The sequence below is a fragment of the Kitasatospora sp. NPDC057512 genome (genome assembly GCF_042802135.1).
GTDB lineage: Bacteria > Actinomycetota > Actinomycetes > Streptomycetales > Streptomycetaceae > Kitasatospora.
Genome location: NZ_JBHVET010000080.1, coordinates 1 through 18,000, shown reverse-complemented (window position 1 = coordinate 18,000; position 18,000 = coordinate 1). Strand labels below are relative to the sequence as shown.

The following is an 18,000-nucleotide window of genomic DNA, read 5'->3' as shown; positions in this document are numbered from 1 at the left end:
GAAGTCGGCCCGCCCGACTTCCCGCGCTCCGTGCCCTCACCGCCCAGCAGGCACCGCCCGCCATCCCGTTCTGACGCGGGCCGGAGCAGGGCGAGGAACAGCCTTAGGTGTCGGCGTCGCTGATGGAGACAGGAGGCGCGTCATCAACACAGATTGTGACTGCGACGTCGAGTGGGTCGGGATAGTCCACGTGGAGGATGAACTCGACGCCGCCGGGCTCGCCAGGGAAGTGGTCGTTTTCACCATGTGGTGAGACATTGCTGATCCACACGTCCGCGTCGCCCAGGTTGTAGATGAAGTCCTGCATGAGGGACTGGCCACCGACGATGATGCTGCTGGCCTGTGCATCCCTGACCTGCCCGGCGGTGATGTGGACGACGGCATGCCTCGTCTTGATGACGCCGGGCAGTCGAACGTTCAGAGGTATCCGCCCGCGTACACCCCGGTACCTGAGTCGGAATGATTTCGGCATCACTGCCTCCGGAATCTCAGGGAGAAACTGGCCGACGGCTGCTAGCCGGACCGTTATTCCCAGCGTCACCCCTACCACCTGGAGCCGGCAAGTGCACCAAGGGGTCCGACCGCTATGCCGATGACTTGGGCGCCCCTGTCTCGCTGGTTGTCACCAGAGCGAACACAACCCAGGTGATCGGCGCTGCGGCTAAGCCCGGACGCGCCGGCGCACCAGTTCCTTGATCTCCTCCGGCAGTGCCTCCGCCGCCAACAGGCCTGGCAGCAGCTCCGGTTCGGTCGTCACCGCGCGGAACGACCGGGCCACCGTGACATCGTGGTCCGGGCGGTACACCACCTCCACCGCGTCCCCCGCGCGCAGCTCGCCCGGTGCGACCACCCGCAGGTAGGCGCCGGGCAGGGCCGCCTCGGTGAAGCGCCGGATCCAGCCCTTCCTCTCCAGCCAGCCCTGGAAGGTCCCGCAGGGGATGCGCGAGCAGGACACCTCCAGGACGACGTCCGGGCCGATCCGCCAGCGCTCCCCGATCAGCGCGCCGCTCACGTCCAGGCCGGTGGTGGTCAGGTTCTCGCCGAAGGAGCCGTTGGCCAGTTCCCGGCCCAGCTCCGTCTGCCAGCCGTCCAGGTCCTCCCGGGCGTACGCGTACACCGCCTGGTCGTCGCCGCCGTGGTTCTTCACGTCGTAGACCCGGTCCCCGGCCAGGGCGACGGCGCCCGTCCCCTTGGGGCCCGGCGCGGCCACCGCGACCGGGCCGTCCACCGGGCGCTTGTCGATGCCGGTGAGACCGAGCTCTTCCTTCCACGGGTTAGGCCGGGGCCTGCCGACGTTGACCGAGAGCAGTCGCGCGCGTACGTCCATACGTCGACCGTACGCCGAACGGGCGGCCCAAGGGGCCGCTCCGGCCTCTTCGCCTCCCCTCCCCCGCACGAAAAGTCGGCCCCGCCGACCTCCCACGCAGCCCGGCCCCACGCGCCCGAACCGGCGCGAGGGGCCACACCCCTCCACTCCCACGCCCCGCCCCCACGACGGGCCGACGACCGGAGGGGCCGGACGGTGTGGCTACGGGGTGACGATCGGGAACTTCGGGTCGGGGAGGGTCAGGGTGTCGAAAACGGCGTCGGCCGACTCCTGGGCCCGCTCGCCCGCCAGCGTGATCTTCCCGTCCTGCACCGCCTGGTCGAAGTTGCGCCGGAAGCCGGGCTTCTCGGCCAGCTCGTTGAGCGTCTGGCGGGTGAGCGTGAGGGTGGCGTCCGGCACGTCGACGAGGCGGTCGCCGCCGGGCACGAAGACCAGCACCCCGTTGCGCAGCGTGGTGGTGCACTTGTCGCCGGTGTCGGTGAACACCCAGTCGAGCACGATCGGGATCCGGTGCTGCTCGGCGGCCGTCGGCCCGTCCACGCTCCGGGCGAGGGCGGAGAAGTACTGGTCGAGCGTCGTGCTGCGGATCAGGTCGGCGGAGCTCTGGCTGGTGATCAGCGGTTGCGGGCCGCCGACGACCTCCCAGGCGCCGGTGAGGTAGGCGTTGCGCCAGGTGCCGTTCTCGGCGCCGTAGCCGAGCTGGGTGAGCACCTTGGCCTGGAGCTGCTTGGCCTCGGCCAGCGACGCTTCGGTGATCGGGCTGTTCTCGGCGGCGGCCCCGAAGACGACGTGGTTGAGGAGTTCGGCCGCCCAGCGGAAGCCGTCCGGGGTGTCCGTCTCGTACGCGGTCCGGGCCGTACCGATCACGGCCCCGGCGCCGCCCATCGCCGCCACGTAGTTCGCGCCCGCCTGGACGGGCGGCAGCTCCCACAGGTGGGCCGGGTTGCCGTCGTACCAGCCCATGTACCGCTGGTAGACGGCCTTGAGGTTGTGGCTCATCGAGCCGTAGTAACCCTGGTTGTACCAGTGGTCGTTGAGGCCGGCCGGGAGGGTCTGCAGCTCCTCGGCGATCTCGATGCCGGTCTGGCCGGCGTTGATCAGCCGCAGCGTCTGGTCGTTGAGGTAGCCGTACATGTCGCGCTGCTTGTTGAGGAATTCGAGGATGCGCGCGTTGCTGACCTTCTCGCCCGAGTCCACCTCGGCCCACATCGGCCAGTGGTGGGAGGCGAACAGGACGTCGGTCTCCTTGCCGAAGGTCTGGATCGCCTCGGTGAGGTACTTCGACCACGCGTGCGCGTCCCGGACCTGCGCGCCGCGCAGGCTGAGGATGTTGTGCATGGTGTGGGTGGCGTTCTCGGCGATGCACAGCGTCCGGGCGTCCGGCAGGTAGATGTTCATCTCCGCCGGGGCCTCGGTGCCGGGCGTGAGCTGGAACAGCATCTGCACGCCGGCCAGCTTGTACTGGTACAGCCCCGGGCGCCACGGGATGACGTACGAGCTCTGCCAGTCGTTCTCCACGACCGCCGGGTGCTCCGGTCCGCCGATGTAGACGGTCGGCGGGACGAGGGTCACCTCGCCGGTGGAGATGGTCAGTCCGAGGCCCGAACCGACCTGCCCCGTCGGGCCCTTGTCCAGCTGCGCCGCGTACATGTACTGGGCGCGCCGGGCCATCGCGGGGCCCGCGTAGATGTTCTCGCTGACGGCGTGCTCCAGGAAGCCCTCCGGCGCGACGACGGGGACGCCCGGCTCCAGCGGGTCGCCGAGCTCGGCGAACAGGCCGCGGGCGCCGCCGAAGTGGTCGACGTGGCAGTGGGTGTAGACGACGCCCTTGACCGGTCGCTGCTCCTTGCCGAGCCCCGTCTTGTCCCGGAACAGCGCGAGCGCGGCCTGCGCGGTCTCGTAGCAGGCCAGCGGATCGATGACGACCAGGCCTTGGTCGGACTCGACGATCGTCATGTTGGAGAGGTCGTAGCCGCGCACCTGGTAGACCCGGTAGTCACGACAGCTGATGACCTGGAACAGCCCGGAGACGGCGGTCAGTTCGCCCTGCCGGTGGAGGCTGCCGTTGACGGTCGGCATCTCGGCGCGCAGCTCGGGCTCCAGGAACTCGTACGCGGCGAAGTCCCAGACCACCTTCTGCGGGTCCTTGCGGGACATGATGGCGGGGACGTCCGGCGGGGAGATCAGGAACCGGCTGGCGTCCGCGAAGTCCCGGCCGTCCTTCTCGTCGGCGATCCGGGACTCCTCCCCGGCCTTCCGGTTCGCCCCGGCGACACCGGGCGTGGGCTCGACGGGCTCGGCGTAGGCGAGGTTTTCGGGCATGGCGAAGCCACCTCTCTCGTCGGTTGGCAGGAACCGCGATGCGGCAGGCCGTCACGCTATGCGTCCGATCAACTACCCACAAGGGTCGCTTTCAGGCCACCGCCCGCTGTCCGACCGCTCCCCGCCACCCGTGGGGGCCTGCCGAGTGGCGGATGCCCGGTGGCGGCGAAAAGGTGGCTGGCGGGGGACCTCGCCAGGACCTCACCGGAAAGAGGCGATCATGCCCGAAGTCACCACCCCGTACGCGACCGGCACCCCGTGCTGGGTCGACCTGATGGCCAAGGACCAGCAGGCCGCACTGGACTTCTACCGCGACCTCCTCGGCTGGCAGGGGCAGCCCGGCCCGGCCGAGTTCGGCGGCTACGCCGTCTGCACGCTCGACGGCAAGGCCGCGGCCGGCATCGGCCCGGCGTCGGCCCCCGAGGGAGTGCCGGAGCCGCCGACCGTCTGGACCAGCTACCTGGCCAGCACCGACGCCCAGGCCACCCAGGACGCGATCGTCGCCGCCGGCGGCACCCTGATCGTCCCGGTCGTGGACGTCGGCGACCTGGGCCGGATGCTGATCGCCGCCGACCCGCAGGGCGCGGTGTTCGGCGTCTGGCAGCCGGGCGAGTTCTTCGGCGCCCAGGTCGTCAACGAGCCCGGCGCGCTCACCTGGAACGAGCTGCACACCAGCGACATCCCGGCCGCCACCGCCTTCTACGGCGAGGCGTTCGGCATCGAGATCGAGCCGATGCCGGGCGTGGACTCGTACTGGGTGCTGCAGGTCGGCGGCAAGGCGGTGGGCGGCGCCACCCTGCTCGCCAACGACCCGCCCGGCACCCCGGCCCACTGGCTGACCTACTTCGCGGTCGACGACGTCGACTCCACCGTGGACGCCCTGGTCAAGCGCAACGGCACCGTCCTCGTCCCGCCCTTCGACATGATGGCCGGCCGGATGACCGTGGTCGCCGACCCGCAGGGCGCCCCCTTCGCCATGATCAAGCCCAAGCCGGCCTGACCCGCCCTCCCGAACCCCGCCCGCCCGGACTCCACCCGCCCGAACCCCGCCCGCCCGGACTCCCGCCCGGGCGGGCGGATCCGCGCTCCGACCATCCGTCAATCCTCTTGCTCGCCAGCACTCTTGAGGCGGACCGGCCACCCCTGCTTGACTGGCCGCCGTGACCGACACCCCCGCCGCCGCCCCCGCCGACCTGGGCGCCCTCGTCAGCCGCCACCCGGTCGCCAACCGCACCCGGTGGATCAACGCCGCCTGGACCCTGCCGATCGGCGCACTCGGCTTCTGGCTGGGCCTCCAGGGGCTCCTCCGAGACGGCGCCTCCAACGGCGGGGAGTCACTCGGCCTGGCCCTCGGCTTCGGCGTCTGCGGGCTCGCCATCGGCCTCTCCCAGGCCGTACGGGCCCTGCGCGGCGGCGACGGCGAGTACTTCGAGGTCCGGGCGCACGGCCTGGTCCACGGCAACGCCCGCGGCCTCAAGGGACGTTGGACCTGGGCGCAGATCGCCACCATCACCCTCCGGGCCCGCAGCGGCGCCGTCGGCCCCCATGCCCACCGGTTCGGCCACGACTACCGCTGCGTCCTCGGCCTGGCCGACGGCGGACGGGTGCGAATCGACGGCCTGGCCGTCGGCGCCTCCACCCTGGGCAACGCGGTGATCGACCGCTGCCCCGACGCCCGACTGCTCGACCCCGAGGCGTGGACCCGTCGGGCCGGCGGCTGGCTGCTCCTGGGCGCCGCCCTCTGCGTCGGCGGCGTCGTCGCGATGGTCCGCTACATCTCCGCCCACCCGGACGGCGAGCGGGTCACCGTCGACTCCTACGGCCGCACCGGCCACGAATTCGTCCCGGGGGCCGACGACACCACGGTCATGCTGCTCGCTCTCGGCATCGGCGGCTGCGCCCTCGGCGCCGCCGTCCTCCTCGCCCTCTTCGTCCACGGCCGCGTCCGCCGGCGGCCGTAGCGCACCGGTGCCGGGCCGCGCGGGAAGTCGACCGGGCCGACGTCCCGCGCGTCCCGCCGCAACCGTCGGCCATCAGCCGTCCAGCTCCGCGAGGAAGTCCAGCGACGCCGCCCAGGCCCGCTCGGCCGCGTCCTCGTCGTAGTCCGGCAGCGACGGGTCGGTGAACAGGTGCCCGGCGCCCCGGTAGCGGTGCACCTCCACCTCCGCCCCGGCCCGGCGCATCCGCAGGTACCAGGCGTTCAGCCAGTCCTCCGGCTCGAACGGGTCCGGCTCCGCGATGTGCAGCTGCACCGGGATCTCGGTGACCGCGTCCTCCCGCAGGTCCGAGGTGCCGTGCAGGAGCAGCAGCCCGCGCGCCTTCTCGTCGGCCAGCGCCAGGTTCTGCGCCACCGCGCCGCCGAGCGAGAAGCCGGCGTACACCAGCCCGCCCTCGGACACCGGCGCGGCCGCCGTCACCGCCCGGCGCAGCAGCTCGTCGCGGCCGCCGAGCTCCTCCTGGAACTCCTGCGCCTCCTCGACGGACTCGAAGGTCCGCCCGTCGAACAGGTCCGGCGTGTGCACGGTGTGCCCGGCGGCGCGCAGCCGCTCGGCGGCGGCGTGCACGGCGGGGCGCAGCCCGTAGGCGGAGTGGAAGAGGACGATCTGGGCCACGGTTCGGGTCCTTCACCAGGGAGGTCAGCTACCCACCCATGATCCCGCATCCCCCGCCGAACCCCGCTCCCCCGCCTCCGGCCACGCCTCCGCCCCCTCCCCCGGCTACGACACCACGTCCTTGCGCGCGAACCCCCGGAAGGCCAGCGCCAGCAGCACCACCGCGTACGAGAGCGACAGCGAGACGCCCTGCACCATGCCGCCCCACTCCAGCTGCGGCTGCAGGGCGTCCGCCCAGGAGTACTGCCAGTGCGCCGGCAGCCACTCCCGCAGGTCGCCGAGCGCGGTGACGGCGTCCAGCACCCCGGTGATGATCGAGGCGAACACCGCGCCGCCGACGGCGCCCAGCGGCGCGTCCGTCGCCGTGGAGAGCCAGAACGCCAGCGCCGCGATCACGATCTCGCTGAGGAACACGAAGGCCACCGCGATGGCGATCCGGGGCAGCGCCTGCCCGGCCGGCAGGCTGACCCCGGCGGGCAGCTTGAGGTCCCCCCAGCCGTACGCCGCCGTGCCGACGACCAGTCCGATCGCGGGCAGCATCACCACCGCCACCGCCGAGAACCCCAGCCCGACGGCGAACTTGCGGGCCAGCAGCCGGGCCCGGGGCACCGGCGCGGCCAGCAGGTAGCGCAGCGAGGACCAGCTGGCCTCGGAGGCGACGGTGTCCCCGCAGAACAGCGCGACCGGGATGACCAGCATGAAGCCGGTGCCGACGAACAGCATGGTGACGGCGAAGTTGGCCCCCGAGGCGGTGGCCAGCTCGATGAAGGTGGTCCGGTCCGGCCGGCCCGGGGTGCCGCCGAGCTGGAACGCGGCCAGGATGACGAACGGCATGGCGGCCAGCACCCCGCCGATCACCATCGTGCGGCGCCTGCGCAGCTGCCGCACCGCCTCCACCCGCAGCGGCAGCGTCCGGCCCGCCCGGTAGCCCTCGGCGTGGTCCATCGACCCGGCAGGGTCCTCCGGCCCGACCGACCCGACCCGGCCCTCCGGCTCCGTGGGGTCCTTCGTCACGGCGCTCACGCTCCACCTCCGATCAACGACAGGAACGCGTCCTCCAGCCGCCGCTGCGGCCCGGCGCTCTCCACCGGCACCTCCAGCCGCACCAGTTCGGCCAGCAGCTCGCTGGCCGCCAGTCCGTCCAGCCGCACCAGCAGTCCGCCCTCGACGGCCTCCGCCGAGCCGACCCCGGCCAGCGCGGCCACCTTGTCGGCCACCGAGGCCGGGTCGTACGGGTCGGCGATGCCGATCATCAGCAGCTCGCCGGCCCCCACGATGTCCGCGACCGGGCCGGCCGTGACCAGCCGCCCGCGGTCCATCACCACCAGGTCCGTGCAGCTCTGCTCGACCTCGGACAGCAGGTGGCTCGACACGATCACGGTCCGCCCGCCGGCCGCGTACCGGATCATCACCTCGCGCATCTCCCGGATCTGCGGCGGGTCCAGCCCGTTGGTCGGCTCGTCCAGGATCAGCAGGTCCGGCATCCCGAGCATCGCCTGCGCGATCGCCAGCCGCTGCCGCATGCCCTGCGAGTACGTCCGCACCGCGCGGTCCAGCGCCTCGCCGAGCCCGGCGATGGCCAGCGCCTCGTCGAAGCGCGCGTCGGCCTCCGGCCGTCCGGTCGCCTGCCAGTACAGCCGCAGGTTGGCCCGCCCGGTGAGGTGCGGCAGGAAGCCGGCGCCCTCCACGAACGCCCCGACCCGCGACAGCACCGGCGCGCCGGGCCGCACCAGGTGCCCGAAGATCCTGATCTCACCGGCGTCCGGCCGGATCAGTCCCATCAGCATCCGCAGCGTGGTGGTCTTGCCGGCGCCGTTCGGCCCGAGCAGTCCGAGCACCTGCCCCTGCTCCACCCGGAAGCCCAGCTCCCGTACGGCGTAGCGGTCCTGGGCGCCCTTGTAGCGCTTGCTCAGCCCGCTGATCAGCAGCGGCACGGCGGCCAGCTCCGGGTCGAAGCCGGGCCCGGCGGCGGCCCGCCGGCGCCGCAGCCGCGGTACCAGCAGCAGGGCCGCGGCCGCCAGTACGGCGATCACCGGCAGCAGCCAGGTGCGCGCGGGCAGCGGCGCCGCCTCGGTGACCAGTTCCTCGACGGTGGGCACGGTGAGCGCCCCGGCCGGCGCCACCCGGTAGGTGGCCGGCTCGACCGGCGAGGCGTACGCGAGGTCGGTGCTCGCCAGCACCAGCCGCACCCGGTGCCCGGCCGGGAAGGTGTGGTCCACGGCCGGCAGCGCCACCGTGACGGTCTGCCCGGCGTCCGCGCCGGTGACCCGCAGCGGGGCGGCCAGCTGCTGCGGCAGCACCGCCTTGCCGTCCGGGCCGACGTCGTACAGCTTCGCGAACAGCACCGCGTCCGGCCGGTCGGCCGTCACCCGCACCGGGACGGTCGGCTGCCCGGTCAGGTGCAGCGGCGAGTCCAGCGGCGCCGAGTCGAAGGCGGCGTTCTGCCCGGGGAAGTCCAGGGAGAGCCCGGCGCCCAGCGAGGCCGCCTGGCTGAGCGCGCCGACGCCGGGCAGCGTCGAGATGCCGGGCGGCGCGCCGCCGGGCGGGTTGGCGAGGGTCTGCTCGCCGCCCGCCAGTTCGACGGTCCGCGAGCCGGTCCCGCCCAGGCCCGGGTACCGGTCGGCGGTGGCCCCGCGCAGCACGGCCTGGAAGCCGGTCGAGTCGACCCCGCCGGTGCGGGTGACCCGGAACGCGGCGCCGGTGTCGTTGCCGCGGCCCTTGAGGTGGTGGTCGAACCAGGCGGTCACCCGGTCGTCGACCCGCGCGCTGGTGTCCGTCCCGCCGTCGTGGCCGCCGGCGAACCAGTCCACCGCCACCGGGGCGCCGTTGGCGGCCACCGCCTTGGCGATCCGGTCGCCCTGGTCCAGCGGGAACAGCGAGTCCTGCTGCCCCTGCACCACCAGCGTCGGCGCCTTGAGCTGCGCCGCCACCGAGGACGGGCTGGAGCGGTCCAGCAGCGCGACGGCCTCCGGGTCGGCGTGCCCGGCGGTGGCGACCCGGTCGTACATCTGGCAGAGCGACTCCAGGAACCGCCCGCAGCCGACCGGCCCGTCCGTCTTCGGCCCGGGGCCGCCGCTCTCCCGCGGCGCCTCGCCGGAGGGCCCGAGGTCCCCGGCCGAGCCGGTGGTGAAGAAGATCCCGGCCCACAGCTTCTTGAACACGCCGTCCGCCGCGCCCGAGCCCTGCACGCCCTGCGGGAACAGCGCGTCGGCCAGGTTCCACCAGGTGATCTGGGTGGCCACCGCGTCGATCCGGTGGTCGTACGCGGAGGCCAGCAGCGAGACCGCACCGCCGTACGAGGCGCCGGTGATGCCGACCCTCGGGTCGCCGGGCCCGTCCAGCTGCACCTCGGGCCGCTGGGCCAGCCAGTCCACCAGGTGCTTGACGTCCTCGACCTCGCGGTCGGGCGCGTTCAGGCCGATCTTCCCGCCCGAGTGCCCGAAGCCGCGCGCCGACCAGGTCAGCACCGCGTACCCCTGCCGGGCCAGCTGCTCGGCGCGCTGCCGCTCGCCCTCCTTGGAGCCGCCGAAGCCGTGGGCGAGCAGCACCGCCGGGCGCGGACCGCCGCCGGTGGTGAAGAAGGAGGTGTCCAGCTGGACCTGCTGGTCGCTGCCGGGCGTCTCCGGCATGCTGAGGAAACGGTCCTCCTGATGGACCGCCTGCTCACCGCCGGACGCCACCGTCGCGGTGCCGGCCGCGGCCACGACCGCCAGGGCCACCGCCCCGGCCAGCAGCCTGTGTCTGACCGTTGTTCCCCGGGCGCGCCAGCGACGCCATGCCCCACCGAACTCCATGGCCGTTGATCGTATCCGCCGTCCGGGTAGGCGTCCGATAAAGGCACCCCCTGGAGGCACCGCTCGGGGCGTCTCCCGAGCCCCTGTGCCGTTACGTCCACTTCGCCCCACTGTGCCCGGGTATCGTACGGCGCATGCTCCGGCCGCTGCTCTCGCTGCTCGCCACCGTCGCCGCCACCCTGGCGATCGGCTGGATCGTCGACCAGGCCCTCCAGCGGATCGCCGCCCGCCAACCGTCGGCACCGGTCTGGCCGCTCCTGCGCCGCTGCCGGATCCCGCTCCAGCTCGCCGTCGTGTCGGCCCTGCTGCTCACCGCCAAGCCGCTCCAGCGGATCTTCCACCTGAAGCACGACGACGGCGCCCAGCACCTGCTCCTGCTGTTCCTGCTCGCCTCACTGGGCTGGCTCACCGTCCGCGTGGTGGCCGCCGTCCTGGAGGCCCTGCTCAGCCGGTACGAGTCCCGCGTCGACGACCCGGCCCGGGTCCAGCGGGTCCGCACCCAGATCAGCATGCTGCGCCGGGCGGCCGACGCGCTGGTCGTCGTGGTCACGGTGGCCGTGATGCTGCTGACCTTCTCCGCCATGCGCACCATCGGCGCCAGCCTGCTCGCCTCGGCGGGCATCATCGGCATCGTGGCCGGCATCGCCGCCCAGAGCACCCTGGGCAACTTCTTCGCCGGCCTCCAGATCGCCTTCGGCGACACCGTCCGGATCGGCGACACCGTGGTGGTGGACGGCCAGCAGGGCACCGTCGAGGAGATCACCCTCAGCTACCTGGTGATCCGGCTCTGGGACTACCGCCGGCTGATCGTCCCGGTCTCGTACTTCGTCAACAAGCCCTTCGAGAACTGGACCCGCCGCGACCCCGGCCTGCTCGCCGCCGTCCTGCTCCACCTCGACCACACCACCCGGGTGGACGAACTGCGCACCACCCTGCGCGCCCGCCTCGACCGGCACCCGCTCTGGGACGGCGGCGAGTGGGCCCTCGACGTCGTCGACACCACGCCCAGCACCATCGTCGTCCGCGCCACCATGACCGCCCGCACCCCCGACGACGCCGCCCGGCTCCGCTTCGACATCCGCGAGCAGCTCGTCGCCCACCTGCGCGACAAGCACCCCCACGCGCTCCCCCGCCTCCGCACCACCGACACCTGACCGGCGCCCGGCCGCGCAACCAGAGCCCCCGAAAGCAGAGCCCCGAAAGCAGAGTTCCCCGCGCCCCGAACAGGGACGCGGGGAACCGCGCGACCAGCCACCCACCGGGCCCGAGGTCCCGTCGGGTCTACAACACCCGCGTCATCGTCCGGTGCGGAATCCCGGCGTCGTCGTACACCGGCCCCTCGGCCACGTACCCCAGCCGCTCGTAGAACCCGAGCGCCCGCACCTGCGCGTGCAGCTCGACCTCCACGCCCCCGCGCTCGGCCCCTGCGGCCTCGACGGCCCGGACGAGCTCCGCGCCCAGCCCCGTCCCCCGGACCGCCGCGACGACCGCGAGCCGCCCGAGCAGCACGCGCCCCTCGACGCCCCCGGTGAGCTCGCGCGCCTGCTCGCCGAAGATCAGCCGCGCCGTCCCCAGCGCGGCCCCGTCGGCCCCGACGGCCAGCAGGTGCACCGAGGTCGCGTCGTACTCGTCGTACTCCAGCTCCTCGGGCACGTTCTGCTCGACGACGAAGACCTCGTGCCGGACGGCCCGCGCCAGCTCCAGGTCCGCCTCCCCGTCGACGACCCGAACGGTCACGGCCGGCACCTCGGCGGCCGGCACCTCAGCTCTCCGCCGCGATGATGTCCAGCGCCTTCTTCAGGTCCTCCGGGTACTCGCTGGAGAACTCGACCCACTGCCCGTCCGCCGGGTGCTCGAAGCCGAGCGACACCGCGTGCAGCCACTGCCGGGTCAGCCCCAGCCGCTTGGCCAGCGACGGGTCGGCGCCGTACGTGAGGTCGCCCACGCAGGGGTGCCGCAGCGCGGACATGTGGACGCGGATCTGGTGGGTGCGCCCGGTCTCCAGCTTGATCGCCAGCAGCGACGCGGCCCGGTACGCCTCGATCAGGTCGTAGTGGGTGATCGACGCCTTGCCGTCGCGGGTGACGGCCCACTTCCAGTCCGAGCTGGGGTGCCGTCCGATCGGCGCGTCCACCGTCCCGCTCATCGGGTCCGGGTGGCCCTGCACCAGCGTGTGGTAGCGCTTCTCGGTGATCCGGTCGTGGAACTGCCGCTTGAGGTCGGTGTACGCGCGCTCGGACTTGGCGACGACCATCAGCCCGGAGGTGCCGACGTCCAGCCGGTGCACGATGCCCTGGCGCTCGGCGGCGCCCGAGGTGGAGATCCGGTACCCGGCCGCGGCCAGTCCGCCGATCACGGTGGGGCCGGTCCAGCCCGGGCTGGGGTGCGCGGCGACGCCGACCGGCTTGTCGATCAGCACGATGTCCTCGTCGTCGTGCACGATGCGCATGCCCTCGACGGGCTCGGCGACGATCCGCACCGGCGCGGCCGGGGCGGGGATCTCGACCTCCAGCCAGGAGCCGGCGGTCACCCGGTCCGACTTGCCGGCCACGGCGCCGTCGATCATCACCTTGCCGTCGGCGGCCAGCTCGGCGGCCTTGGTCCGGGAGAAGCCGAACATCCGGGCCAGGGCGGCGTCGAGGCGCTCGCCCTCCAGGCCGTCGGGAACGGGGAGGCTGCGGATCTGCGCTGCGGTACTCACCCGTACGAGTATGCCGGAAACGCGGCCCTCCCCCGCCCGCCGGCGGTCCGGCGCTACTTCTCGCCCTGCTCCGGCTTCCCGTCCTGCTCCGGCTTCCCGGCCTTCTCGGCCTTCCCGGGCTTCTCGACCTCCTGGTGGACGGTCCCGTCCGGGTTGCTGCCCCGGAAGGAGAGCAGCACCACCAGGATTCCGCCGCAGACGATCGCCGAGTCCGCGAGGTTGAAGACCGCGAAGTACTGGACGGAGACGAAGTCCACCACGTGCCCGCGGAAGACCCCAGGCGCGCGGAACAGCCGGTCGGTGAGGTTGCCGAGCGCCCCGCCGAGCAGCAGCCCGAGCGCGATCGCCCAGGGCAGGCTGTACAGCTTGCGGGCGATCCGCCAGATCACCACGATCACGGAGGAGGCGATCACCGTGAAGACGACGGTCAGCGCCTGCCCCATCCCGAAGGCCGCACCCGAGTTGCGGATCACCTGGAGGGTGAGCACGTCCCCGATCACCTTGATCGCCGCGTGGTTCTCCAGCCGGGCGACCACCAGCAGCTTGCTGCCGAGGTCGATCAGGAGGGCGAGCACCGCGACGACCAGCAGCACGCCGATCCGCCGCCGACCCTTGGGCTTCTCTGCCGTCGCGGCGTCCACGGACGCCCCGGTCGGCTCGGCCACGGGCACCTCCACGGCATCGGCGGGGGTCGGGACGGCGTCGTCCCGGGTCTGGGGGGAACCTTGCGTGCTGATGATCCGCTCCGCTGCCGGTGGAGCTCCCCCGGTCCGCAGGAGGGGGAGGGTGGTGGGCCGGTGATGGCCTGCCCGCGTTCACGAACGCGTCAGGCGGCATCCTTCAGGCGACGTTACGGGGTCGAGCGTACGGCAAGCCCGACCCCTCGCGTCCCTCCGGCCGCCCTGGTCAGCGGCGTTCCTGCTTGGCCTTGCACTGCACGCAGAGCGTCGCCCGGGGGAAGGCCTGCATCCGGGCCTTGCCGATGGCCTGCCCGCAGGACTCGCAGGTGCCGAAGCCGACGCCCTCCAGCCGCTCCAGCGCGCGCTCGGTCTGCGCCAGGCTGTCGCGCGCGTTGTTGGCCAGCGCCAGTTCGCTCTCCCGCGAGATGTTCTTCGTACCGGCGTCCACCTGGTCGTCGCCGGCCCCGTCGTTGGAGTCGCGCATCAGGCCGGAGATGGCCGCCTCGGCGGCGTCGATCTCGCTGCGGAGCCGGTCCAGCTCGCTGATCAGCTCGTCGTGCAGCTCGTGGACCTCCTCGGTGGTCCACGGGTCCTCGCCCGGCCGGACCGGCAGCGTGGCCGGGTCCACGGACTCGGCGCCGCGCGGCACGGTGACGGTGTCGGTGCCGTTCTTCGGTGCGGTAGTGGTCACGGTCCCCTCCCCTGGGTCGACCGCCACGGCCTTGCGTGCCCGCTTGGTGGCGGTACCCGCGCCGGTTCCCTTCTCAGCCATGGCTTTCGACCCCATCTACGAACGAATCGAGCCGCCGGTTCCCGGCGGCCTCCAGTGCCGGAACGATAATCCCGATCAAAACCGGTCACAACATGACATACCGACGCCTCATAACGTTCCCACCCAGGCAGCCGCCCCAACCGTCACGCCCCTCGCGCTCATGGATTTGTGCCCAGATCGACTCCGGCTAACCTCCGCCGCCGCACGCCCCCGGAGTGCTCCCGAAGTGCTCCCGGAGCATGGCCGGAGCACTCCCGGGGCGCCCACCGGCGCGCCCGCGGACCATCCGAGGACCGCCCACCGGGAAACGCTTTGGACAAACCGACTCGCCCGGCCGATACACTGGGCCTGCAAGGCGCAGATGGGACGAGTACCGACGTACGCAGCCACCAGCGACCCGGGGACGGTGCGAGCCCGGGGGTGTGCACGGCGGGAAGATCACCCCGGAGCCGCCGGAAGAACGGCCGCCGCGATGCCGCAGCGGCCCACTAGACCCGGCAGCAAGCCCAAACAAGAGGGCCGCGAACAGCAGCACCGCGGCCAAGGAGGGTGGTACCGCGGGGCGGCTGGTCCGTCTCGTCCCTCCGGAGGATCCAGTCCCAGCATCCGCCGGAGGTAGACGCCGCGATGGCAAGCTCCTACAACCCCGTCCCCGCGCAGGTGGATCTGCCTGCCCTGGAGCACCAGATCCTGTCGTTCTGGCAGGACAACAAGATCTTCCAGCGCAGCCTGGAGCAGTCCGAGGGCCGCCCCGAGTGGGTGTTCTACGAGGGCCCGCCGACCGCCAACGGCATGCCCGGCGCCCACCACATCGAGGCCCGCGTCTTCAAGGACGTCTTCCCCCGCTTCCGGACCATGAAGGGCTACCACGTCGCCCGCAAGGCCGGCTGGGACTGCCACGGCCTGCCGGTCGAGCTCGCCGTCGAGAAGGAGCTGGGCTTCTCCGGCAAGCAGGACATCGAGGCGTACGGCATCGCCGAGTTCAACGCCAGGTGCCGCGAGTCGGTCACCCGCCACACCGACGCCTTCACCGAGCTGACCACCCGCATGGGGTACTGGGTCGACCTCGACGAGGCCTACCGGACGATGGACCCGTCGTACGTCCAGTCCGTCTGGTGGTCGCTCAAGCAGATCTTCGACAAGGGCCTGCTGGTCCAGGACCACCGCGTCGCCCCCTGGTGCCCGCGCTGCGGCACCGGCCTCTCGGACCACGAGCTGGCCCAGGGCTACGAGACCGTGGTCGACCCCTCGGTCTTCGTCCGCTTCCCGCTGACCAGCGGCCCGCTGGCCGGCCAGGCCGCCCTGCTGGTCTGGACCACCACCCCGTGGACCCTGGTCTCCAACACCGCCGCCGCCGTCCACCCGGAGGTCACCTACGTGGTGGCCACCGACGGCAACGAGAAGCTCGTCGTCGCCGAGCCGCTGCTCGCCAAGGCGCTCGGCGAGGGCTGGGAGACCACCGGCGAGTCCTTCACCGGCGCCGAGATGGAGCGCTGGGCCTACCGCCGCCCCTTCGACCTGGTCGAGATCGAGAACGCCCACTACGTCGTCACCGCCGAGTACGTCACCACCGAGGACGGCACCGGCATCGTCCACCAGTCCCCCGCCTTCGGCGCGGACGACCTCGCGACCTGCCGCAGGTACGGCCTGCCGGTGGTCAACCCGGTGCTCGGCGACGGCACCTTCGCCCCCGAGGTCCCGCTGGTCGGCGGCCAGTTCTTCAAGAAGGCCGACGAGGACCTGGTCGCGGACCTCAAGCAGCGCGGCCTGCTCTTCCGCCACCTGCCGTACGAGCACAGCTACCCCCACTGCTGGCGCTGCCACACCGCGCTGCTCTACTACGCGCAGCCGTCCTGGTACATCCGGACCACCGCCGTCAAGGACGCGATGATCCGTGAGAACGAGGCCACCAACTGGTTCCCGGACACGGTCAAGCACGGCCGCTTCGGCGACTGGCTGAACAACAACATCGACTGGGCGCTCAGCCGCAACCGCTACTGGGGCACCCCGCTGCCGATCTGGCGCTGCGAGGAGGGCCACCTCACCTGCGTCGGCTCGCTGGCCGAGCTGTCCGAGCTCACCGGCACCGACCAGAGCGGCCTCGACCCGCACCGCCCGTACATCGACGCGGTGACCTTCGCCTGCCGCGACTGCGGCGGCACCGCCACCCGCGTGCCCGAGGTCATCGACGCCTGGTACGACTCGGGCTCGATGCCCTTCGCCCAGTACGGCTACCCGTACCAGAACAAGGAGCTGTTCGAGAAGCGCTACCCGGCGCAGTTCATCTCCGAGGCGATCGACCAGACCCGCGGCTGGTTCTACACGCTGATGGCCGTCGGCACCCTGGTGTTCGACAGGAGCAGCTACGAGAACGTCGTCTGCCTGGGCCACATCCTGGCCGAGGACGGCCGCAAGATGTCCAAGCACCTGGGCAACATCCTCCAGCCGATCCCGCTGATGGACCAGCACGGCGCCGACGCCGTCCGCTGGTTCATGGCGGCCGGCGGCTCGCCCTGGTCGGCCCGCCGGGTCGGCCACGGCACCATCCAGGAGGTGGTCCGCAAGACCCTCCTCACCTACTGGAACACCGTCGCCTTCCAGGCCCTGTACGCCCGCACCTCCGACTGGGCGCCCTCGGCGAACGACCCGGCCCCGGCCGACCGCCCGCAGCTGGACCGCTGGGTGCTCTCCGAGCTGAACACCCTGGTCCGCGAGGTCGACGCGGCCTACGAGGCGTACGACACCCAGCGCGCCGGCAAGCTGCTGTCCGGCTTCGTCGACGACCTGTCCAACTGGTACGTCCGCCGCGGCCGCCGCCGCTTCTGGCAGGGCGACGCCGCCGCGCTCGCCACGCTGCACGAGGCGCTGGAGACGGTCACCCGCCTGATGGCCCCGCTCACCCCGTTCATCACCGAGCGGGTCTGGCAGGACCTGGTCGTCCCGGTCACCCCGGAGGCCCCGGCCTCGGTGCACCTGACCACCTGGCCGGAGGCCGACGAGTCGCTGATCGACACCGAGCTCTCCAGGCACATGGCGCTGGTCCGCCGCCTGGTCGAGCTGGGCCGGGCCACCCGCGCCGAGTCCGGTGTGAAGACCCGTCAGCCGCTGTCCCGCGCACTGGTTGCCGCCCAGGGCTGGGAGGAGCTGCCGGCCGACCTGCGCGCGCAGATCGCCGAGGAGCTCAACGTCTCCACCCTGGAGTCGCTCGCGGAGGTGGGCGGCTCGCTGGTCGACACCAGCGCCAAGGCCAACTTCCGCGCGCTGGGCAAGCGCTTCGGCAAGGGCGTGCAGGACGTCGCCAAGGCGGTCGCCGCCACCGACGCCGCCCGCCTGGCCGCCGAACTGCGCGCCACCGGCGAGACCTCGGTCGAGCTGAACGGCGAGACGGTCACCCTCTCCCCGGACGAGGTGATCATCACCGAGACCCCGCGCGAGGGCTGGGCCGTCGCCAACGAGTCCGGCGCCACCGTCGCCCTCGACCTGGCCATCACCCCGGAGCTCAAGCGGCTCGGCATCGCCCGCGACGCCATCCGCCAGATCCAGGAGGCCCGCAAGAACTCCGGCCTGGACGTCGCCGACCGCATCGTCCTGCGCTGGCGCGCCACCTCGGAGGAGACCGCCGAGGCGATCGCCGAGCACGGTCCCCTCGTCGCCGAGGAGGTCCTCGCCACCGACTTCGCCGCCGGTGCCGCCGACTGGGAGTCCGAGACCTTCGCCGACGACTCGCTCGGCCTGGCCTTCCAGCTCCGCAAGGCCTGACCGCCCGACAACGAAGCCGCCGTCACCCCGGGG

The 18,000-nt window shown here is 72.6% G+C and carries 14 protein-coding genes; 4 read left to right on the top strand and 10 right to left on the bottom strand.

What is annotated here, in order from left to right; translation table 11 throughout:
* Positions 1 to 103: 103 nt before the first annotated feature.
* From ACFU6K_RS08480 to ACFU6K_RS08470, 3 genes are all read right to left on the bottom strand, one after another.
* Positions 104 to 541 carry a hypothetical protein gene (locus ACFU6K_RS08480; RefSeq protein ID WP_380661698.1) on the bottom strand — a complete coding sequence of 146 codons (438 nt, stop codon included), beginning with the start codon at positions 539 to 541 and terminating at the stop codon, positions 104 to 106.
* Between the two features lie 120 nt (positions 542 to 661).
* The gene (locus ACFU6K_RS08475; protein WP_380661697.1) at positions 662 to 1,327 is read right to left on the bottom strand and encodes an MOSC domain-containing protein; all 666 of its coding nucleotides are present in this window, start codon (positions 1,325 to 1,327) and stop codon (positions 662 to 664) included.
* Positions 1,328 to 1,528: 201 nt separating this feature from the next.
* Positions 1,529 to 3,649 (bottom strand): alkyl/aryl-sulfatase, encoded by a 2,121-nt coding sequence (locus ACFU6K_RS08470; protein ID WP_380661696.1) that lies wholly within the window; start codon positions 3,647 to 3,649, stop codon positions 1,529 to 1,531.
* A gap of 220 nt (positions 3,650 to 3,869) precedes the next feature.
* Between ACFU6K_RS08470 and ACFU6K_RS08465 the strand changes: the two genes are divergently transcribed.
* Positions 3,870 to 4,649: a VOC family protein gene (locus tag ACFU6K_RS08465; protein ID WP_380661695.1), complete on the top strand. Its 780-nt coding sequence runs from the start codon at positions 3,870 to 3,872 to the stop codon at positions 4,647 to 4,649.
* Positions 4,650 to 4,809: 160 nt separating this feature from the next.
* Complete coding sequence (locus ACFU6K_RS08460) at positions 4,810 to 5,610, top strand: hypothetical protein (protein ID WP_380661694.1); 801 nt, start codon at positions 4,810 to 4,812, stop codon at positions 5,608 to 5,610.
* A gap of 72 nt (positions 5,611 to 5,682) precedes the next feature.
* Here ACFU6K_RS08460 and ACFU6K_RS08455 read toward each other — a convergent pair whose 3' ends face one another.
* The 3 genes from ACFU6K_RS08455 to ACFU6K_RS08445 all read right to left on the bottom strand — a co-directional run bounded on the left by ACFU6K_RS08455 (position 5,683) and on the right by ACFU6K_RS08445 (position 10,055).
* Positions 5,683 to 6,261 (bottom strand): dienelactone hydrolase family protein, encoded by a 579-nt coding sequence (locus ACFU6K_RS08455; RefSeq protein WP_049649536.1) that lies wholly within the window; start codon positions 6,259 to 6,261, stop codon positions 5,683 to 5,685.
* Positions 6,262 to 6,366: 105 nt separating this feature from the next.
* Positions 6,367 to 7,206, bottom strand: coding sequence for an ABC transporter permease (locus ACFU6K_RS08450; RefSeq protein WP_049649556.1), 840 nt, complete (start codon positions 7,204 to 7,206; stop codon positions 6,367 to 6,369).
* Positions 7,207 to 7,280: 74 nt separating this feature from the next.
* Entirely contained in the window at positions 7,281 to 10,055 is a 2,775-nt protein-coding gene (locus ACFU6K_RS08445; protein WP_380661693.1) for an alpha/beta fold hydrolase, read from the bottom strand.
* Between the two features lie 134 nt (positions 10,056 to 10,189).
* Between ACFU6K_RS08445 and ACFU6K_RS08440 the strand changes: the two genes are divergently transcribed.
* Entirely contained in the window at positions 10,190 to 11,209 is a 1,020-nt protein-coding gene (locus ACFU6K_RS08440) for a mechanosensitive ion channel family protein (protein ID WP_380661692.1), read from the top strand.
* Between the two features lie 127 nt (positions 11,210 to 11,336).
* On the opposite strand, the gene ACFU6K_RS08435 is transcribed toward ACFU6K_RS08440, so the two are convergent.
* The 4 genes from ACFU6K_RS08435 to ACFU6K_RS08420 all read right to left on the bottom strand — a co-directional run bounded on the left by ACFU6K_RS08435 (position 11,337) and on the right by ACFU6K_RS08420 (position 14,127).
* Positions 11,337 to 11,801: a GNAT family N-acetyltransferase gene (locus ACFU6K_RS08435; protein ID WP_380661700.1), complete on the bottom strand. Its 465-nt coding sequence runs from the start codon at positions 11,799 to 11,801 to the stop codon at positions 11,337 to 11,339.
* A gap of 16 nt (positions 11,802 to 11,817) precedes the next feature.
* Positions 11,818 to 12,756 carry an RluA family pseudouridine synthase gene (locus ACFU6K_RS08430; RefSeq protein ID WP_380661691.1) on the bottom strand — a complete coding sequence of 313 codons (939 nt, stop codon included), beginning with the start codon at positions 12,754 to 12,756 and terminating at the stop codon, positions 11,818 to 11,820.
* 53 nt (positions 12,757 to 12,809) lie between these two features.
* Positions 12,810 to 13,496 carry a signal peptidase II gene (lspA, locus tag ACFU6K_RS08425; RefSeq protein ID WP_380661699.1) on the bottom strand — a complete coding sequence of 229 codons (687 nt, stop codon included), beginning with the start codon at positions 13,494 to 13,496 and terminating at the stop codon, positions 12,810 to 12,812.
* A 166-nt stretch (positions 13,497 to 13,662) separates the two neighbouring features.
* Positions 13,663 to 14,127, bottom strand: coding sequence for a TraR/DksA family transcriptional regulator (locus tag ACFU6K_RS08420; RefSeq protein WP_380661690.1), 465 nt, complete (start codon positions 14,125 to 14,127; stop codon positions 13,663 to 13,665).
* 708 nt (positions 14,128 to 14,835) lie between these two features.
* Here ACFU6K_RS08420 and ileS point away from each other — a divergent pair.
* The gene (gene ileS / locus ACFU6K_RS08415) at positions 14,836 to 17,967 is read left to right on the top strand and encodes an isoleucine--tRNA ligase (RefSeq protein ID WP_380661689.1); all 3,132 of its coding nucleotides are present in this window, start codon (positions 14,836 to 14,838) and stop codon (positions 17,965 to 17,967) included.
* Positions 17,968 to 18,000: the final 33 nt, after the last annotated feature.